Origin of the sequence: Pseudomonas sp. Pseusp88 (genome assembly GCF_047303955.1) — a bacterium.
GTDB lineage: Bacteria > Pseudomonadota > Gammaproteobacteria > Pseudomonadales > Pseudomonadaceae > Aquipseudomonas.
Window position 1 is genome coordinate 1 of record NZ_JBGLYM010000036.1, and the last position, 18,098, is coordinate 18,098.

Here is an 18,098-nt window from a genome sequence, read left to right on the forward strand (position 1 = left end):
GGCTTTAGCCGGGAAGACGTCTTCCCGGCTAAAGCCGGTCTCTCAGGGTTTCAGGTGTTGTGCTCGGCCTTGTAAACCTTCAGTGCATCCAGCCGCTCTACTTTAAGCGCCTCGCCCAATTCCTGCCCCTTCAAACCCTTCTCCAGCAACGGTTGCACCGAGACCGCCCGGGCGGCCAAGGCGGCGCTACGCAGGTATTCGGCCTGGGGATAACTGCGCTCCTCGAAACCATCGCGACCTCGGGCATCCATCTCGCAGGCGACGATAAACTCCTCGAAACGCTGGGGGCGGCGATAGACGTCAAAGCTTTGCAGCAGTTCCAGCAGCGTCGAGGGCTTGAGTTCCAATGCGCGGTGGGCGTGGGTGTGGTACTGGCAGACCAATAGCGCCAGCTCCTGGCAATCCCGCGGCACCTTGAAGCGCTCATTGACGGCTTTTACCAGGCGCAAACCTTTGTGCTCATGGGCGATATGTCTTGGCCATTCGGCTTCGGGTGTCAGCCCTTTGCCCAGGTCATGTACCAGGCAGGCCCAGCGCACGCTCAAAGGTTGCTTGAAGCGCGCTGACTGCGCCAATACGCTGAGTACATGGGTGCCGGTATCGATTTCCGGGTGGTGGGCGGCAGGCTGAGGCACGCCAAACAGGGCGTCGACTTCTGGTAGCAACTCCTTGAGCGCACCGCAATCACGCAGGACCTGAATGAAGACCTCGGGGTGCCCTTCCATCAGTGCCCGGGAAATTTCTTTCCAGCAGCGCTCCGGGGTCAGGGCCTGGAGTTCGCCTGATTCGCTGAGCTGGCGCATCAGTTCAAGGGTTTCGGGAGCGATGCGGAAACCGTCGGCGGCATAGCGCGCGGCGAAGCGTGCGACTCGCAGTACTCGCAGGGGATCTTCGGCGAACGCCGGGGATACGTGGCGTAAAATGCGCGCTTCCAGATCCTGCTGACCATGATAGGGGTCGGTCAGGTTGCCGTCTTTATCCTCGGCCATGGCATTGATGGTCAGGTCGCGGCGGATCAGATCCTGTTCAAGGGTTACTTCGGGGCTGGCATGGAACACGAAGCCCCCGTAACCCTTGCCGCTCTTGCGTTCGGTGCGCGCCAGGGCGTGTTCTTCGCCTGTCAGCGGGTGGAGGAAAACCGGAAAATCAGTACCGACGGGGCGGTAGCCTTTGATCAGCATTTCTTCGGTGGTGGCGCCCACCACAACCCAGTCGATATCAGTGACCGGTTTACCCAGCAGGCGATCGCGTACGGCACCGCCAACTTTATAAATCTGCATAAAAAACCTCCGTGAGGACGACAGGATAAACCTTGCGTCGCCTTCAGGGAGGTTAAAACCGGATGATGACCCGATATCGTTCGGGCCATCGACTCAGGCCCTAGAGGTGAACAACCGCCAGATCGAGCCGGGGATATTCACTGTCGGGGTGCTCGCTTCTCGGTGGGACATGATGAGTCTTCATCACTTGATCGCCTTGCAGGGTCTCCAGATGGATGTCGAAGCCCCAGAGGCGGTGCAGGTGCTTGAGCACTTCGTCTGTGGAGTCTCCCAGGGGTTTGCGGTCATGTTGCTGATGGCGCAGGGTCAGCGAGCGGTCGCCGCGGCGGTCGATGCTGTAAATCTGCACGTTGGGTTCACGGTTGCCGAGGTTGTATTGGGCGGCGAGGGTTTCGCGAATGGTGCGATAGCCGGGTTCATCGTGAATGGCCGGTACGATCAGGTCATCCTTTTGATCATCGTCCATGATGCTGAACAGCTTGAGGTCACGAATGACCTTGGGCGACAGGTACTGGAGGATGAAGCTTTCGTCCTTGAAGCTGCTCATGGCGAACTTGATGGTGGCCAGCCAGTCGCCACCGGCGATGTCCGGGAACCAGCGGTAATCTTCCTCGGTTGGTTTCTCACAGATGCGGCGGATGTCCTGGTACATGGCAAACCCCAGGGTGTAGGGGTTGATCCCGCTGTAATAGGGGCTGTCAAAGCCGGGCTGGTAGATCACGCTGGTGTGGGAGGTAAGGAACTCCATCATGAAGCCGTCGGTGACCAGGCCTTCGTCGTAGAGGTCGTTCATCAAGGTGTAGTGCCAGAACGTGGCCCAACCTTCGTTCATTACCTGAGTCTGGCGCTGCGGGTAGAAGTACTGCGCGATCTTGCGCACGATGCGCACCACTTCGCGCTGCCAGGGCTCCAGCAACGGGGCGTGCTTCTCGATGAAGTAGAGGATGTTCTCCTGTGGCTCCGACGGGAAGCGGGCGTTGTCTTCCTTGCTGTTCTTGTCAGCGCTTTTCGGAATGGTGCGCCACAGGTCGTTGATCTGCTTCTGCAAGTGCTCTTCACGGTCTTTCTGCCGGCGCCGTTCTTCTTCGGCGGAGATCGGATAAGGCCGTTTGTAACGGTCGACGCCGTAGTTCATCAGGGCGTGGCAGGAATCGAGCAGGTCTTCCACGGCGTCGATGCCATGGCGTTCTTCGCACTGCATGATGTACTGCTTGGCGAACACCAGGTAATCGATGATCGAACTGGCGTCGGTCCAGGTGCGGAACAGGTAGTTGCCCTTGAAGAAGCTGTTGTGCCCGTAGCAGGCATGGGCCACTACCAGGGCCTGCATGCAGATGGTGTTTTCTTCCATCAGGTAGGCGATGCAGGGATCTGAGTTGATGACGATCTCGTAGGCCAGCCCCATCTGGCCTCGTGAGTAGGATTTTTCGGTGCTAAGGAAGTGTTTGCCGTAGGACCAGTGGTGATAACCAAGAGGCATACCCACCGAGGCGTAGGCATCCATCATCTGCTCGGCCGTAATGACTTCAATCTGGTTGGGATAGGTATCCAGGGCATAACGCTCGGCGATACGGCTGATTTCGCGGTCGTAGGCCTGGATCAGTTCGAATGTCCACTCGGAACCCGTGGAGAGGGGTTGGCGTTTCTGCTCTCTAGCGGTCATGTCACTAACCTGCGCTGGAAGAGTTCACGGAATACCGGATAGATATCACCGGCAGAGACCAGCTGTTGCTGGGCGAAGGTGTCGGCGAAGGCTTCGCCGATACGCTCGTATTCGAACCATAACGCCTGATGTTCGCGGGGCGTGATTTCCACGTAGGTGTAGTACTGCACGAACGGCATGATCTGCTTGATCAGAATGTCGCGGCAGATCGGTGAGTCGTCGTTCCAGTTGTCACCGTCGGAGGCCTGGGCGGCATAGATGTTCCAGTCGCTGGCCGGGTAGCGTTCAGCCATGATTTCCTGCATCAGTTTCAAGGCGCTGGAAACGATGGTGCCGCCGGTTTCCCGTGAATAGAAGAATTCCTCTTCGTCGACTTCCCGGGCACTGGTGTGATGGCGGATAAACACCACTTCGATCTTGTCGTAGTTTCGCTTGAGAAACAGGTACAGCAGGATGAAGAAGCGCTTGGCGATATCCTTGGTCGCCTGGGTCATGGAGCCGGAAACGTCCATCAGACAGAACATCACCGCCTTGGAGCTGGGGTTGGGTTGCTTGACCAGCAGGTTGTACTTGAGGTCGAAGGTGTCCAGGTAAGGCACGCGACGGATACGCGCCTTCAAGCGTTCGATTTCGCTCTCAAGTTCCTGAATATCGCCGAAGTTGTCCGGTTCTTCGCGTTTCAGGCGATCCAGTTCGCTTACCGCTTCCTTGAGTTTGCCACGGCTGCTGCCTGACAGGGCGATGCGCCGGGCATGGGCCGAGCGCAGGGTGCGGATAATATTGATACGGGCCGGGTTGCCTTCGTTACTGATACCGGCACGCACGGTCTTGAAGGTTTCGGTGCCGACCAGGTTGCGTTTGACCAGGTTGGGCAGTTCCAGGTCCTCGAACATGAACTCAAGAAACTCTTCCTGAGTGATCTGGAAGACAAACTCGTCCATGCCTTCGCCGGAGTTGCTCGCCTTGCCCGCGCCCTTGCCACCACCGCCACCTTGCGGACGGGCGATGTGTTCGCCAGTGGTGAATTCCTTGTTGCCGGGGTGGACGACGGTCTGCTTGCCACCGCGGCCATGATGAAGCACCGGCTCATCGATATCGCGACCGGGAATGCTGATCTGCTCGCCATGCTCCATATCGGTAATGGAGCGGCGGCTGACGGCTTCTTCGACTGCTTTCTTGATGTGGTCACGGTAGCGGCGCAAGAAGCGCTGACGGTTTACCGTGCTCTTGTTCTTGCCATTGAGGCGTCGGTCGATCACATAGCTCATCTGGAGCCCTCCGGGCAGCTTCCAGTTACAAGCTTCAAGCTGCAAGCCTGAAGCTCACAAAGCAAGCGGTGGCATAACCTGAGCCTCAAGCGCGCCTAAGGCCCGCTTGAGGCTTGTAGCTTGCCGCTTGCCGCTGCCTTTACTGCGACTTCCGAACGCGCAGGTACCACTCGGAGAGCAGTCGCACCTGCTTATCGGTATAGCCTCGTTCGACCATCCTGGTAACAAAGTCGTTGTGTTTCTGCTGGTCCTCTTTGCTGGCCTTGGCGTTAAAGCTGATGACCGGCAGCAAGTCCTCGGTGTTGGAGAACATTTTCTTCTCGATCACCACCCGCAGCTTCTCGTAGCTGAGCCAGGTCGGATTCTTGCCGTTGTTGTTGGCGCGGGCACGCAACACGAAATTGACGATTTCGTTGCGGAAATCCTTCGGATTGCTGATCCCGGCCGGTTTTTCGATTTTCTCCAGTTCTTCGTTCAGAGCCACGCGATTGAGGATCTCACCGGTTTCCGGATCACGGTATTCCTGATCCTGAATCCAGAAATCTGCGTACAGCACGTAGCGGTCGAAGATGTTCTGACCGTATTCGCTGTAGGACTCCAGGTAGGCGGTCTGTATTTCCTTGCCGATGAACTCGATGTAGCGCGGTGCCAGGTACTCCTTGATGAAGCGCAGATAGCGCTCGCGGGTTTCGGCCTGGAATTGCTCCTGCTCGATCTGCTGTTCCAGTACATAGAGCAGATGTACCGGGTTGGCGGCGATTTCATGCGGGTCGAAGTTGAAGACCTTGGACAGGATCTTGAACGCAAAACGAGTGGAAAGACCGTTCATGCCTTCGTCGACGCCGGCGCTGTCGCGGTATTCCTGAATCGATTTGGCCTTTGGATCGGTGTCTTTGAGGTTTTCGCCGTCGTACACCCGCATTTTCGAGTAGATATTCGAGTTTTCCGGTTCTTTCAGGCGCGACAGCGTGGTGAACTGCGCCAGCATTTTCAGGGTGTCCGGCGCGCAATGAGCCTTGGAAAGGGAACTGTTGAACAGCAGCTTGTCGTAGATCTTGATCTCGTCGCTGACGCGCAGGCAGTACGGCACCTTGACGATGTAGATCCGGTCGATGAAAGCCTCGTTGTTCTTGTTGTTACGGAAGCTGTGCCATTCCGATTCGTTGGAGTGGGCCAGCAGGATGCCGTTGAAGGGGATCGCGCCCAGGCCTTCGGTACTGTTGTAGTTGCCTTCCTGGGTGGCGGTGAGCAGTGGGTGCAGCACCTTGATCGGCGCCTTGAACATCTCGACGAATTCCATCAGGCCCTGGTTGGCCCGGCACAATGCGCCCGAATAGCTGTAGGCGTCGGCGTCGTTCTGTGGGAATTCTTCGAGCTTGCGGATATCAACCTTGCCGACCAGGGCGGAAATGTCCTGGTTGTTCTCGTCGCCCGGCTCGGTCTTGGCCACAGCGATCTGGTTGAGGATCGATGGATAGAGTTTGACCACCTTGAACTGGCTGATGTCGCCCCCGAACTCAGCCAGGCGTTTGGTCGCCCAGGGCGACATGATGGTGCTCAGGTAGCGGCGCGGAATACCGAAGTCTTCTTCGAGAATCGCGCCATCTTCCGTGGCATTGAACAGACCCAGGGGCGATTCAAAGACCGGCGAGCCCTTGATGGCGTAGAAGGGTACTTTTTCAATCAGTTGTTTGAGTTTTTCAGCCAGAGACGACTTACCACCGCCGACCGGGCCAAGCAGGTAGAGGATCTGTTTCTTTTCTTCCAGGCCTTGGGCGGCATGGCGGAAATACGAGACGATCTGGTCGATGCATTCTTCCATGCCATGGAAGTCCGCAAAGGCCGGATAGCGCCGGATGACCTTGTTGGAGAAGATTCGAGAAAGACGCGAGTTGGTCGATGTGTCGAGCAACTCAGGCTCGCCAATAGCCAGCAGAAGACGTTCTGCCGCAGAGGCGTATGCGCTGCGATCCTGTTTGCAGAGCTCTAAATACTCCTGTAGCGAGAGCTCTTCCTGGCGTGTCGATTCAAAGCGTTGTTGGAAGTGGCTAAAAATACTCATGACGTCACCTCGCTCGATACGTGGAGCCGGCGGCGGATCGTCAGTCGATGCTGGCAGCAGCTGAGTATCCAGATGCCGTTTACCCCCCAGAACACCATAAAAGTAACTACCGATGACCCACGCGCCGGTGTACCGGCTCTCCCCTGATTACGGATGGCCTGAGGCTAAGGATAGTTCGGAATCGCAAAGATAAAGAAGGGATGAGCGATAACTCTGGCCGACCGCTGGTCAGTTCGAGCGCGAACCCGCGTAGTACGCGGGATCGAGGGGCATAAATTTTTTTTGGATCAGCTTTGCGAAGTTTCGGTTGGGAAGGTGGACTTCCACAGCTCGAATCCGCCATCGATGCTGTAGACATCGGAGAAACCCTGGCCTACCAGGTAGGCCGCAGCCTGCTGGCTGGAATTGCCGTGATAGCAGACGACGAGCAGAGGCTTGTCCAGGTCGGCTTCTCGGATGAAGTCGGCGATCGAGTGATTATCCAGATGATGTGAGTCCGGAATGTGATTGCCGGCAAACGTCTGGGCGTCGCGCACATCCACGACAACGGCGCCGTTTTCGCGCAGCTCGTGGGCTTTTTCCGGGGGAATGCGTTTGAAGTCGGTCATGGACACTGGCTCCTGAGAGGTGAGGGTGAGGCCTGGCGTCAGGGCCTGGCCGCAGGGATTGGGGAAGTCGGATCCTTTACCGGCGTGGCGTTGGCCAGGCCTTTGGCGTCACAATCGCAATGGTAACGTTCCAGGGTGTCGACATTGAGCAGGGTCATCGCCCCACCCCATACGCAGCCGGTATCCAGAGCGAACACGCCAGGTTCATCGCAGCGCCCTTCAAGGGCTGCCCAGTGGCCAAAGATGATCTTCTGGCTGCGGGTCTTGCGCTCCTTGTGCGTGAACCAGGGCGCATAGCCCGGCATGGCGGTGTCAGCGCCTTCCTTGCCCTTGAGATCGAGCTTGCCTTCCGGAGTGCAGAAACGCATGCGGGTAAAGTAGTTGGTGATAACCCGCAGACGGGTCACGCCGTGCAACTCGTTGTCCCATTTGGTCGGTTCGTTGCCGTACATGCCTTCGAGGAAGGGCTCGTACAGCAGATCGTCATGTAGTGCCGCTTCGACTTCGCCAGCCAGCTTGAGGGCTTTTTTCAGCGTCCATTGTGGTGGAATGCCGGCGTGGACCATGGCGATATCGCGGTCTGCATCGTAATGCATGAGCTTCTGCTGGCGCAGCCAGAGCAGCAGTTCACCAGCATCCGGTGCTTCAAGAACCTCGCGCAGGGTGTCGTTGCGTTTCAGGCGTTCGATCTTGCGCGCCGAGGCGAGCAGGTGCAGGTCATGATTGCCGAGTACGCAGACCAGGGAGTCGCGCATGCTGTAGAGAAAGCGCAGGGTTTCCAGGGACTGCGGGCCCCGGTTGACCAAGTCCCCTACCAGCCAGAGCCGATCCTTGCCGGGTTCGAAATGAACATGCTCGAGCAGGCATTGCAACGGTTCCAGGCAACCTTGCAGGTCGCCGACTGCATACACTGCCATCAGTGCAGCGAGCCTGGTACGGCGAGGCGGAATGGGGCAATCACGGCGTCGAAGCGTTTGCCGTCGTCAGCGAGCATCTGGTAGCTGCCCTGCATATTGCCCACCTTGGTCGTCATGACGGTGCCACTGCTGTAGGTATGGCTCTTGCCAACGCCGATCAGCGGTTGCTGACCCACGACGCCCTCACCGCGGACTTCTTCGACCTGGCCGTCACCGTTGGTGATGACCCAATGCCGCGACAACAGCTTGGCGGGCACCTCGCCACTGTTGTGCACGGTGACGGTGTAGGCGAAGGCAAAGCGGTTTTGCTCGGGCTGCGACTGTTCTGCGAGGAAGCGGGTCACGACGCTGACGTCGACCTGGTAACGGGAATCGGACATGCAGAGGGCCTTGGAAACTAATGCGAAATAATGCCGGAGATCCCGGTGCAATCAGTCTAGGACATGTATCGGAGAAAAACATTGGCCGCTACATGTCTCTCTACAGCTTATGCCGGGATCGGTTTTTCGCTCAGTTTGTCTGCCAGGCGGACAAAGGCAGCGAGGTCCAGTTGTTCGGGGCGCAGGCCACCATCGACGCCTGCGGCGGTGATTTCGTCGGCGCTGAGCAACAGTTTCAAGGTATTGCGCAGGGTTTTGCGACGCTGGTTGAACGCCTCGCGCACGACCCGTTCCAGAACACGATGGTCCTTGGCCGGATGTGGCAGTGTGGCATGGGGCACCAGGCGCACGATGGCAGAGTCCACTTTCGGCGGCGGGTTGAACGCCCCCGGGCCAACGTTGAACAGGTGTTCCACGCGGCAATGGTACTGGACCATGATCGACAGGCGACCCCAGTCACCACCACCGGGGCCTGCGGCGAGACGTTCGACCACTTCTTTCTGCAGCATGAAGTGCATGTCGTGGATCAGCGCGGCGTTGGCCAGCAGGTGAAAGATCAGCGGTGTCGAGATGTTGTACGGCAGGTTGCCGACCACGCGCAGGCTGCCTGGCGCTGCGTCGAGGCTGTTGAAGTCGAACTTGAGCGCATCACCCTGATGCAGGGAGAAGTTGGGCTTGCCGCCGAACTGGTGGTTGAGGATCGGCACCAGGTCCTTGTCCAGTTCGATTACGTCCAGGCGCGCGCCGCTGTTGAGCAGACCGGCAGTCAATGCACCCTGGCCCGGGCCGATTTCCAGCAGGCGGTCATCAGGCTTGGCGCGGATGGAGCGCAGGATCTTGTCGATCACGCCGGCGTCGTGCAGGAAGTTCTGGCCGAAGCGCTTGCGCGCCTTGTGTTGGTATTGCTCGTTCATGAATGGGTCTCGGCCATCTGGTAGGCAGTTTGCAAGGCGACGTGCAGGCTGCCGGTATCGATTCTGCCGCTGCCTGCCAGGTCCAGGGCGGTGCCATGGTCGACGGAGGTGCGGATGATCGGCAGGCCCAGGGTCACGTTGACCGCCGCGCCAAAGCCTTTGTACTTGAGCACGGGCAGGCCCTGATCGTGATACATCGCCAGCACTGCATCGCAGTGCTCCAGATACTTGGGGGTAAACAGAGTGTCTGCAGGCAACGGGCCACGCAGGTCCATGCCCTCGCTGCGCAGGCGCTCCAGGGCAGGTTCGATGATGTCGATTTCTTCGCGGCCCAGATGCCCGCCTTCACCTGCATGGGGGTTGAGCCCGCACACCAGGATACGCGGACGGGGAATGCCGAATTTGTGGACCAGATCCGCGTGAAGGATGCGTGTGACCCGTTCCAGCACCTGTGGGGTGATAGCATCGGCCACATCGCGCAGAGGCAGGTGGGTGGTCACCAGGGCGACACGCAGGTCACCGGTGGCGAGCATCATTACCACTTGTTCGGTCTGGGTCAGTTCGGCAAGAAATTCGGTATGGCCGGAGAAGGCGATGCCGCCGTCATTGATCACTCCCTTGTGCACGGGGGCGGTGATCATGCCTGTGAAGGCGCCGTCGATGCAGCCTTGGCCGGCACGGGTCAGGGTCTCCAGGACGAACGCGCCATTGGCCTTGTCCAGTTGCCCTGCCACTACGGCAGCGCGCAGCGGTGTATCCCAGACATACAGGCTGCCGGCCGGGGCTGGCAGCTCGGGCCAGGCGTCAGGGCTGACGCTCAGCAGGTTGACGGCCACGCCCAGTTGCGCGGCCCGCTCGGTGAGCAGGTCACGACTGGTAATGGCAATCAGGGGATACGGCTGCGATTCGGCGGCGATCAGCAGGCACAGGTCGGGACCTATGCCTGCGGGCTCACCGGGTGTCAGGGCGAAGCGTTTTTGTTTCACTGTGGGGCCTTGTCAGCGCCAGGCAGTTTGATTTCCACGTAGGCTTCGTCGCGAATCTGACGCAGCCAGCTTTCCAGCTCTTCGTCATATTTACGGGTACGCAGTACGTTCATCGCTTGCTGGTCACGCGCCTGGTTGGTGGCGTCAGTGGAGCGACGACCCAGGACTTCCAGGACGTGCCAGCCATATTGCGTCTGGAACGGCTTGGACAGCTGGCCTTGCGGCGTCGAATTCATGACTTCACGGAACTCGGGGACCAGGTTGGTTGGATCGACCCAGTTCATATCGCCGCCGTTAAGCGCCGAACCCGGATCTTCCGAGAAGCTCTTCGCCAGTTCGCCGAAGTCTTCGCCAGCCTCGATACGGTCGTACAGCTTCTGCGCCAGGCGCTTGGTTTCTTCTTCGCTGCGGATTTCGCTTGGCTTGATCAGGATGTGGCGCACATGCACTTCATCGCGCATCTGTGCCTGGCCTGCGCCGCCGCGTTTTTCCAGCAGTTTGATGATGATGAAGCCGGCTGGCGTGCGCGCTGGCGGAGTGACGTCACCAATGGGCATGGAACCAAGCATGTCCCCGAATGGAGGTGGCAACTGGGCCGACTTGCGCCAGCCGATATCGCCGCCATCCAGGGCGTTTTCGCTGGACGAGTTGGCAACGGCCATCTGACCGAAGTCGGCGCCGGCCTTGAGCTTGTCGTAGATGCCCTTGGCCTTGGCGGCGGCAGCCTGGATGGTCGCCGCGTTGGCGCTTTCCGGGGTGCCGATCATGATGGTGGCCAGGTGGAATTCCTGGGACAGCTGAGCCTTGCCCTGGTCGGAAGCGAGGAAGTTTTTCACTTCCTGATCCGATACCTGGATGCGGTCGGCCACCCGGCGCTGACGTACGCGGCTGATGATCATTTCCCGGCGGACCTGATCACGGGCGTCGTTGAACGAGCCGCCATCCTGAGCGATGGCCTTGCGGAACTGCTCCACTGTCATGTTATTGCGCTGAGCAATGGTGGCGATGGCCGCGTTCAATTCTTCGTCGGTAATGCGAATGCCGGAGCGTTCACCGACCTGCAATTGCAGGTTTTCCAGAATCAGGCGATCCAGCACCTGAGGTTCCAGAACGCCCGGAGGCGGCATGGCGCCACCTCGTTTGGCGAGGTTCTGTTTGACTTCGCGGGTACGCTGGTCCAACTGGCTTTTCATGATCACGTCGTTATCGACGATGGCCACGACGCTGTCGAGCGGCTGTACCGCAGCGTGAACTGCGGAACCCAGGAGTAACGCGCCCAGCAACAGCGGGCGCAGAGAATCAGAAAGCTTGGTCTTCACGTTCACGATAACCTTGGATGCCTTTGTCGAGGAAGCTCTCTACTTTGGCGCCGGTAACGCCACCAAGTCCCTTCAACACAATTTGGAGGAATATGCCGCGGTCGCCTTTTTCGTTCTGAGGGGCGTCCTGGCTGAACTCGTCATAGTCGACCCAGTAACGGCTGATCAGACGCATTTTCCAGCAGCAGTTGTCGTATTCGAAGCCACCGAAGGCTTCCAGAGTACGGTTGCGGTTGTAGTCGTATTCCCAGCGGCTGATAGCGCTCCACTGCGGCACGATGGGCCAGATGACCGAGAAGTCGTGTTGCTGGATCTTGTAGTAATCCTTGACGTAGCCTGGAGTGCCTGGAGTGCCATAGTCGCCGCCGCCCACGGTCCACTTGCCGGTGGTCTGGTCGTAACGGACCAGGTCATTGCGGTAGCGGTAGCCGAAGTTGACGATCTTGCCTGGATTGCTTTCAGGCTGGTAATGGAACATCGCGCTGCCGGAACGGGTGCTGTGGCTGTCCGGATCCCAGTTGAAGTCCGAGCTGACACGCCAGTCGCGGTCGAAGCGATATTCGTATTCCAGTGCGTAAGGCGAAACGTCGGACTGTGCGTCGGAGCGATCCTTGAAGACCACGCCTGGCAACTGGACCTTGCGATCCTTGAAGTACAACGCCTGACCGATGCTGAAGCGCTGACGCTCGAAGCCGTTGTCTTCGATCCAGCGGTTGGTCACGCCCAGCGACAGCTTGTTCTCGTCGCCGATGCGGTCGGAGCCGACGAAGCGGTTGTCACGGAACAGCGAGGCGTAGTTGAACGTGGTTTCGGCGGTATCGAAGACCGGAATGTCCGTTTGATCGACCTCAGGTACATAGAGGTAGTACGCGCGGGGTTCCAGGGTCTGGCGATAGTTGGTGCCGAACCAGTTGGTATTGCGGTCGAAGTACAGGCCGCTGTCGACGCTGGCGATAGGCACGCTGCGGCTCTGGCTGCGGTTGTACTTCTCGTCGGTCTGCAAGGTAGTCTTGCCTTCACCGTCGAGGTCCAGATCGTACTGGGTGTAGACATACTTGAGCGTTGGCTTCAGGTAACCGAAGGTCCAGTCAAGTGGCAGGCTCATCGACGGTTGCAGGTTCAGACGGTTGCCGTTGGCACGAGCCAGGCCCTGGACGTTTCGGTCCAGGCGAGGTGCCGAGAAACCATCTTCGTTGACGTAGTCGCCGTTTTTCAGGTCGCGGTCAAAGCGTACCAGCTCGGCCTGCCAGTTGAACTTCAGGCCTTCAGGCTCCCACGGCAACGCGCCGCTGAGGCTGATCTGGGGCAGGCGGTTGTAAGGCGTGATGTTGGCCACGGTCGCCAGCTTGTAGGCCTGGGCGTTGATCTGTGCCCAGACGTTGTCGCCGCGATAGGTCAGGGAGCCCTGCTGATTGACGTAGTCGGTTTTCGACACGCCGATCTGGTCTGTCTGCAAGTCCTGGAAGTAGTACGGATCGCTGATATCGGTGTAGTTGACCTGAGTCAGCCAGCGCGAGTCGAGACCGCCCTTGTGCTGCCAGTTGATCATCCAGCGGGTCTTGTCGTAGTCCGTCTGCAGCTTGCGGTCGTCGTCCTTGTCGTTCAGGTACGCGCCGCCGAACTGGCCTTCGCTGGTCTTGGTCAGGTAGCGGAATTCGCCTTCGAGCAATTCGCCGCGCTTGGCCATGAAGCGTGGATACAACGTGGCGTCGTAGTTAGGCGCCAGGTTGAAGTAGTACGGGGTGACCAGCATCAGGCCGGTCTTGCTGCCGGTGCCGATGGTCGGCGGCAGGAAGCCCGACTGACGACGGTCGTCGATCGGGAAGTAGAAGTACGGCGTGTACAGGACTGGAATGTCCTTGACGCGCAGGGTCACGTTGGTCGCGGTACCGAAGCCGGTGGCCGGGTTCAGGGTGATGTTGTTGCCCTTGAGCGTCCAGGCGTTGCTGTTCGGTTCACACGTGGTGTACGTGCCGTCCTTGAGCCGGATGATCGCGTTTTCCGCGCGCTTGGCGTACAGCGCGTTACCGCGCACGTTCGACTTGTGCAGCACGTATTCGGCGTTGTCGACCTTGGCTTCACCCGTGTCGAGCTGGATTTCGGCGTGGTCGCCGACGATCAGCGCGCCGTTGTCGCGCAGACGGACGTCACCGTTGAGCTCACCACGGTTTTCGGCCTGGTGCAGGCTGGCTTCTTCTGCCTGGATCTGCATGCTGCCCTGGCGCATGACGACGTCACCGGCCAGGGTTGCGGTCTGGGATTCCTGCTCGTAACGCGAAGCCTTGGCGCCGAGGAAGGTCGGCGACTCGCCCTTGGGCGTCGAGTCGTTCATGCCCGGACGGATCGGCTCGATATAGGCACCGGAGCAATAAGGCGCGGTCTCGGCCAGTTGCGCAGCGGTAAGCTTCTCGCGTGGTACCCAGTCCAGGTGGCTGTAGTCGGCGCTGCGCGAGCGCAGGCCCTTGCCCTTGGCTTCGGTGACCAGTTTGGTCGTGGCCACCGTCTCACCGCCAGTACCGGTCTCCGTCACGGTTCCATTGGAACTGACGGCGGTCGCGCTGTGCACGGGACGTGGTGGCAGTACAGCCGTGGGGCTTTTCGGGGCGCAATTCCACGCTCCCGAAGCAGAGACTGAGCAGTCATACTGTTCAGCGGCAACCACGAATGGAGTAGCCAGGGGTTGCATTACCAGCAGACTGCCGGTGACCAGCAACGGAAATTTTTTACGAAACGCGGGGGATTTCAATGCCATCTTATTAGTCCGGGCTTCCTGCGTGCCATCTGCCCGCGGGGGGGCCGCACGCCTTTCGATGGGCTGAAAAAGGCCCCGATAATAAAGCATGACCCGCTTGACGGCTAGCGCCGTCGGAGACCCTTGTAATGCCTGATCAAGATGTACGCCTGCAACACCTCAAAGTTTGGCTCGATGAGCAATTGCAAGCACTTTTTTTAGCCGAGGGTTGGGGCGCGATACCCCCGGCCACGTTGACTGCGGCCAGTAGTGACGCGAGTTTCCGTCGTTATTTCCGCTGGCAGGGCGAAGACCGGACTTTTATTGTCATGGATGCTCCGCCACCCCAGGAAAACTGCAAACCCTTCGTGGATATCGCGCATTTATTAAGCCGGTCGGGCATTAATGTTCCGAAAATTTATGCCGAAGACCTGACGCGAGGGTTTTTGTTGCTCAGTGATCTGGGGGCGAAAACCTACCTGGATGTGATCGATGCCGACAGCGCCGATGGCTTGTTTGCCGATGCCCTCGAAGCGTTGCTGGCTTTTCAGCAATTGCCGATGGATGCACCGCTGCCCAGCTACGACGTAGCCTTGCTGCGGCGCGAGCTGGAGCTGTTTCCAGAGTGGTATGTGCGTCGTCATCTGGGCGTCGAGCTGGATCAGGTCCAGTTGGCGCTTTGGCAGCGGGCCAGTGATTTGCTGATCGACAGCGCCCTGGCGCAACCCAAGGTACTGGTGCACCGCGACTTTATGCCGCGCAACCTGATGGTCAGTGCGCCGAATCCCGGGGTACTGGATTTTCAGGACGCCGTATACGGTCCGGTCACCTATGACGTGACCTGCCTGTTCAAGGACGCATTCCTGAGCTGGCCTGAAGAGCAGGTCCAGGGTTGGCTGGGGGAGTATTGGGGCAAGGCCCGTGCGTTGGGCATCCCGGTTCAGGACAGCGTTGAAGCGTTCATGCGCGACAGCGACCTGATGGGCGTGCAGCGCCATTTGAAAGTGATCGGGATTTTTGCGCGTATCTGCCATCGTGACGGCAAGCCGCGTTATCTGACTGACGTACCGCGTTTCTTTGCCTATATAGACGCGGTGTTGGCGCGGCGGCCTGAACTGGACGATTTGCGGCAGTTGTTGAGCAGCCTGCCACACGCCTGAGCGGCGCGGGTTGCTACGCCTCGTACAGGGCTGTATGAAGGTGATCATTCTAATAAGGTTCGAATGTTTTGAAGAGGGATGCATGAAAGCGATGATTCTCGCTGCCGGTAAGGGTGAGCGAATGCGCCCCCTGACCTTGCACACGCCAAAACCGTTGGTGCGTGCAGGCGGTGTGCCGCTGATCGAATACCATCTGCTGGCACTGCGCGCGGCGGGTTTCGCCGACGTGGTGATCAATCACGCCTGGCTGGGGCAGCAGGTCGAGGACCATCTGGGTGACGGGCAGCGCTTCGGCCTGCGCATTCGTTATTCCCCCGAAGGCGAGCCGCTGGAAACCGGCGGCGGGATCTTCCGGGCCCTGCCATTGCTCGGTGATGAACCCTTTGCCGTGATCAATGGCGATATCTGGACCGATTACGCCATGACCGCCCTGCGTCGCCCCCTCGCCGGGTTGGCGCACCTTGTGTTGATCGACAACCCTGCGCACCATCCGGGCGGCGACTTTGCTCTGATCGACGGGCAGGTCCATGACGGTCTTCCCGATACCCCGAAATTGACCTACAGCGGTATCGCGATTCTGCACCCGCGCCTGTTCGACGGTTGCCAGGACGGCGCCTTCAAGCTGGCGCCGTTGCTGCGCGCGGCGATGGCCGAAGGGCAGGTGACCGGCGAGCACTTCCGTGGACGCTGGGTAGATGTCGGCACCCATGAGCGTCTGGCCGAAGTCGAGCAACTGCTTGCGGTGACTCACTAGATGCTGTGGCCAACCACATTGATCGGCGCAGGAACCGGCTTTGTCATTGCCAGTATCCCTGGGGCCCTGCTTGGCGCCCTGTTGGGGCAGGCACTGGATCGTCGTCTTGAACTGCACAGCTGGGCGCATCTGCGCGCGCGCCTGGGCGGCCGTCCGGTGCCGCGCGATGACGAGCTGGTGTTCATTCTGCTCGGGCGCCTGGCCAAGAGTAATGGTCGGGTGCGGGACAGCCATATCCTGCTTGCGCGCGTGGAAATGCGTCGTCTGGACCTTAGTGAGGCGGCCCAGCGTCGAGCCATTGCTGCATTCAACCGGGGCAAGGACGGACGCGACAAGCTGCGCGGTTACCTGCGTCGCCTCAATACTCAGCCCCATGCCGCTGAGGGCCTGTTGCGTGCCTGCTGGCGCATGGCCTGGGCCGAGGGGCGGCCTACCCGCGTCGAGCGCGACCTGATCATTCTGTGGGGCAAATGGCTGGGCTGGACAGCGGCGAAAGTCGAGGCGCTATCCGCCGATTCCGATCCGCTGAAGCGTGCGCTACCGACCCGGGCCGAGGAGTATCAGCATGCGCTGATCCTGCTCGGTGTCACTACCGAAACCGAGCCTGCGCAGATCAAACACGCCTATCGGCGCCTGCTCAGCCGCTATCACCCGGACAAGGTTGCCGGGGCCGGGGCCAACGAGCTGCAGGTGCGCGATGCCACGGAGATCACCAGTGAATTGCATAACGCCTACAAGCTGGTGAAGGAAAGGCGCGGGTTTCGTTAAGAGGCTGTCGCGTAGAAACTACCGTGGGACCGGCTTTAGCCGGGAAGGCGTCTGATCTGTCCAAGGACATTGAGCGGATCTGAAGGCCCTTGCCCGGCTAAAGCCGGTCCCACAAGCGGGTCCCGCAGAGCAATACTGGCTACTTCGCCTCCAGCCACCCTCTGACCCGACGGAACATCTGTTCCTGCTCGGCAGCCTTGTTGCCGGGGATCGCCGTCAGCTGGATCTGCGTGAAAGCGGAACCCTTGACCCGTTTGCTCGCCTGCAGGCGGTCCTGGGCTGCGCGTTGTTCATTCGGCCAGCCCTTGAATATGAAGTCCGAGGTTTTCACTTTCAGGGTCGGTACCAGTGCGGCGAGTAATGGCTTGGCGTCGACGGGTTCGCGGGCCGAGACCATGACGAAGTGCTGGACCAGCGGTGACGGTTTTTCGCTGGTATAGCGGGCAGCCCAGTAGGCACCATTGCCGTGGCCGAGCAGGACGATGGTGCGGGCCTTGTTCTGTTGGGCGAAGGCGATGGCGCTGTCGATACGGGCGAAGATGCGATCGGTGGCGGCCTTGGCGCGCTCTTCTGCGGCGGCCGCTTTGGCTGCGGTGGCAGCGGCTTCTTTTTCAGCGGCAGCGGCCGCGCTGGCCTCGCTGGCAGCGGCATCCTTGGGCGCGTCTTTCGCCGGCTCTTTTTTAGCTGTTTCTTTTTTGTCCTTGTCGCCTGCGCTCGCATCACCAGTGGCCGCGTCCTCTTCGCGAGGGTCGCTGCCGTCGCTCAGGGCGTCAGGCAAGGTAATGCTCAGGCTGGCCCAGCCGGCATCGGGGAGTTTGCGACGTAGCGGGCCAACTGCTTCCGGCCAGTCGGCGGATTCGTCAGCACCGGGAACGATGACCACCGTGCCTTTGGGATCATCCGTATTGGCCGGTTTCCACAGGGCGAGAAAATTGTCGTCGCCAGCCTGCAGCTTTTGCAGGTCAGCCTGGGGCAGGCTGCGCTCAAGGGCGATGGCGTCTTCCTGGGTGCGCTGCAACAGCGGTGCGTACTCGGGCGGTGGTGGCTCCTTGGCCTCCGCGGGCTTGGCCGGAGCAGGGTCCGCTGCCTGAACGGGCAGGGCACAGGGTAGTATCAGTGCCAGGCACAGCGCGGGAAACATTGCGCGATAGGTGTAAGACATCGGATATTCCAAAGCCAGAAACGATCCCGGCAGCCTAATGGGTTGACCGGCATTTGTCAGGCGCAGACATGCATGACGCAGCCAGAGGAGCACGAGGGAGTGACACATTGACCAGTTGTTCATTGC

At 59.7% G+C, this 18,098-nt stretch carries 15 protein-coding genes; 3 read left to right on the top strand and 12 right to left on the bottom strand.

Features of this window, described 5'->3' with window-relative positions:
• Window positions 1–50 precede the first annotated feature (50 nt).
• The 11 genes from ACCD02_RS27960 to ACCD02_RS28010 all read right to left on the bottom strand — a co-directional run bounded on the left by ACCD02_RS27960 (window position 51) and on the right by ACCD02_RS28010 (window position 14,149).
• The gene (locus ACCD02_RS27960) at window positions 51–1,280 is read right to left on the bottom strand and encodes a multifunctional CCA addition/repair protein (RefSeq protein ID WP_413309144.1); all 1,230 of its coding nucleotides are present in this window, start codon (window positions 1,278–1,280) and stop codon (window positions 51–53) included.
• A gap of 100 nt (window positions 1,281–1,380) precedes the next feature.
• Window positions 1,381–2,943 (bottom strand): SpoVR family protein, encoded by a 1,563-nt coding sequence (locus ACCD02_RS27965; protein WP_413309146.1) that lies wholly within the window; start codon window positions 2,941–2,943, stop codon window positions 1,381–1,383.
• The gene (locus ACCD02_RS27970) at window positions 2,940–4,211 is read right to left on the bottom strand and encodes a YeaH/YhbH family protein (RefSeq protein WP_413309148.1); all 1,272 of its coding nucleotides are present in this window, start codon (window positions 4,209–4,211) and stop codon (window positions 2,940–2,942) included. The genes ACCD02_RS27965 and ACCD02_RS27970 overlap by 4 nt, the downstream gene beginning before the upstream one ends.
• 139 nt (window positions 4,212–4,350) lie before the next feature.
• Complete coding sequence (locus ACCD02_RS27975) at window positions 4,351–6,273, bottom strand: PrkA family serine protein kinase (protein WP_413309150.1); 1,923 nt, start codon at window positions 6,271–6,273, stop codon at window positions 4,351–4,353.
• A gap of 287 nt (window positions 6,274–6,560) precedes the next feature.
• Complete coding sequence (gene glpE, locus ACCD02_RS27980) at window positions 6,561–6,881, bottom strand: thiosulfate sulfurtransferase GlpE (protein ID WP_413309152.1); 321 nt, start codon at window positions 6,879–6,881, stop codon at window positions 6,561–6,563.
• Between the two features lie 38 nt (window positions 6,882–6,919).
• Window positions 6,920–7,798, bottom strand: coding sequence for a symmetrical bis(5'-nucleosyl)-tetraphosphatase (locus ACCD02_RS27985; protein WP_413309154.1), 879 nt, complete (start codon window positions 7,796–7,798; stop codon window positions 6,920–6,922).
• Complete coding sequence (gene apaG, locus ACCD02_RS27990) at window positions 7,798–8,178, bottom strand: Co2+/Mg2+ efflux protein ApaG (protein WP_259108433.1); 381 nt, start codon at window positions 8,176–8,178, stop codon at window positions 7,798–7,800. The genes ACCD02_RS27985 and apaG overlap by 1 nt, the downstream gene beginning before the upstream one ends.
• 107 nt (window positions 8,179–8,285) lie before the next feature.
• On the bottom strand, window positions 8,286–9,092 hold the full coding sequence (gene rsmA, locus ACCD02_RS27995) for a 16S rRNA (adenine(1518)-N(6)/adenine(1519)-N(6))-dimethyltransferase RsmA (RefSeq protein WP_259108435.1): 807 nt from the start codon (window positions 9,090–9,092) through the stop codon (window positions 8,286–8,288).
• Window positions 9,089–10,078, bottom strand: a complete 990-nt coding sequence (gene pdxA, locus ACCD02_RS28000) for a 4-hydroxythreonine-4-phosphate dehydrogenase PdxA (protein WP_413309156.1) — start codon at window positions 10,076–10,078, stop codon at window positions 9,089–9,091. The genes rsmA and pdxA overlap by 4 nt, the downstream gene beginning before the upstream one ends.
• The gene (locus ACCD02_RS28005) at window positions 10,075–11,397 is read right to left on the bottom strand and encodes a peptidylprolyl isomerase (RefSeq protein WP_413309158.1); all 1,323 of its coding nucleotides are present in this window, start codon (window positions 11,395–11,397) and stop codon (window positions 10,075–10,077) included. The genes pdxA and ACCD02_RS28005 overlap by 4 nt, the downstream gene beginning before the upstream one ends.
• Complete coding sequence (locus tag ACCD02_RS28010) at window positions 11,378–14,149, bottom strand: LPS-assembly protein LptD (RefSeq protein ID WP_413309160.1); 2,772 nt, start codon at window positions 14,147–14,149, stop codon at window positions 11,378–11,380. The genes ACCD02_RS28005 and ACCD02_RS28010 overlap by 20 nt, the downstream gene beginning before the upstream one ends.
• Window positions 14,150–14,277: 128 nt before the next feature.
• Between ACCD02_RS28010 and ACCD02_RS28015 the strand changes: the two genes are divergently transcribed.
• The 3 genes from ACCD02_RS28015 (at window position 14,278) to ACCD02_RS28025 (ending at window position 16,810) form a co-directional block, all read left to right on the top strand.
• Window positions 14,278–15,288 carry an aminoglycoside phosphotransferase family protein gene (locus ACCD02_RS28015; protein ID WP_413309162.1) on the top strand — a complete coding sequence of 337 codons (1,011 nt, stop codon included), beginning with the start codon at window positions 14,278–14,280 and terminating at the stop codon, window positions 15,286–15,288.
• A gap of 82 nt (window positions 15,289–15,370) precedes the next feature.
• On the top strand, window positions 15,371–16,042 hold the full coding sequence (murU, locus tag ACCD02_RS28020; protein WP_413309164.1) for an N-acetylmuramate alpha-1-phosphate uridylyltransferase MurU: 672 nt from the start codon (window positions 15,371–15,373) through the stop codon (window positions 16,040–16,042).
• Window positions 16,043–16,810 (top strand): DnaJ domain-containing protein, encoded by a 768-nt coding sequence (locus ACCD02_RS28025; RefSeq protein WP_413309166.1) that lies wholly within the window; start codon window positions 16,043–16,045, stop codon window positions 16,808–16,810. It abuts the gene before it with no gap.
• A 139-nt stretch (window positions 16,811–16,949) separates the two neighbouring features.
• On the opposite strand, the gene ACCD02_RS28030 is transcribed toward ACCD02_RS28025, so the two are convergent.
• On the bottom strand, window positions 16,950–17,972 hold the full coding sequence (locus ACCD02_RS28030) for an alpha/beta hydrolase family protein (RefSeq protein WP_413309168.1): 1,023 nt from the start codon (window positions 17,970–17,972) through the stop codon (window positions 16,950–16,952).
• Window positions 17,973–18,098: the final 126 nt, after the last annotated feature.

Coding starts and splice junctions, on each gene's coding strand:
- rsmA (WP_259108435.1), bottom strand. CDS start 9,092: ATGAACGAGCAATACCAACACAAGGCGCGCAAGCGCTTCGGCCAGAAC.
- murU (WP_413309164.1), top strand. CDS start 15,371: ATGAAAGCGATGATTCTCGCTGCCGGTAAGGGTGAGCGAATGCGCCCC.
- ACCD02_RS27985 (WP_413309154.1), bottom strand. CDS start 7,798: ATGGCAGTGTATGCAGTCGGCGACCTGCAAGGTTGCCTGGAACCGTTG.
- ACCD02_RS27960 (WP_413309144.1), bottom strand. CDS start 1,280: ATGCAGATTTATAAAGTTGGCGGTGCCGTACGCGATCGCCTGCTGGGT.
- ACCD02_RS27975 (WP_413309150.1), bottom strand. CDS start 6,273: ATGAGTATTTTTAGCCACTTCCAACAACGCTTTGAATCGACACGCCAG.
- ACCD02_RS28030 (WP_413309168.1), bottom strand. CDS start 17,972: ATGTCTTACACCTATCGCGCAATGTTTCCCGCGCTGTGCCTGGCACTG.
- apaG (WP_259108433.1), bottom strand. CDS start 8,178: ATGTCCGATTCCCGTTACCAGGTCGACGTCAGCGTCGTGACCCGCTTC.
- ACCD02_RS28025 (WP_413309166.1), top strand. CDS start 16,043: ATGCTGTGGCCAACCACATTGATCGGCGCAGGAACCGGCTTTGTCATT.
- glpE (WP_413309152.1), bottom strand. CDS start 6,881: ATGACCGACTTCAAACGCATTCCCCCGGAAAAAGCCCACGAGCTGCGC.
- ACCD02_RS28010 (WP_413309160.1), bottom strand. CDS start 14,149: ATGGCATTGAAATCCCCCGCGTTTCGTAAAAAATTTCCGTTGCTGGTC.
- ACCD02_RS27965 (WP_413309146.1), bottom strand. CDS start 2,943: ATGACCGCTAGAGAGCAGAAACGCCAACCCCTCTCCACGGGTTCCGAG.
- ACCD02_RS28015 (WP_413309162.1), top strand. CDS start 14,278: ATGCCTGATCAAGATGTACGCCTGCAACACCTCAAAGTTTGGCTCGAT.
- ACCD02_RS27970 (WP_413309148.1), bottom strand. CDS start 4,211: ATGAGCTATGTGATCGACCGACGCCTCAATGGCAAGAACAAGAGCACG.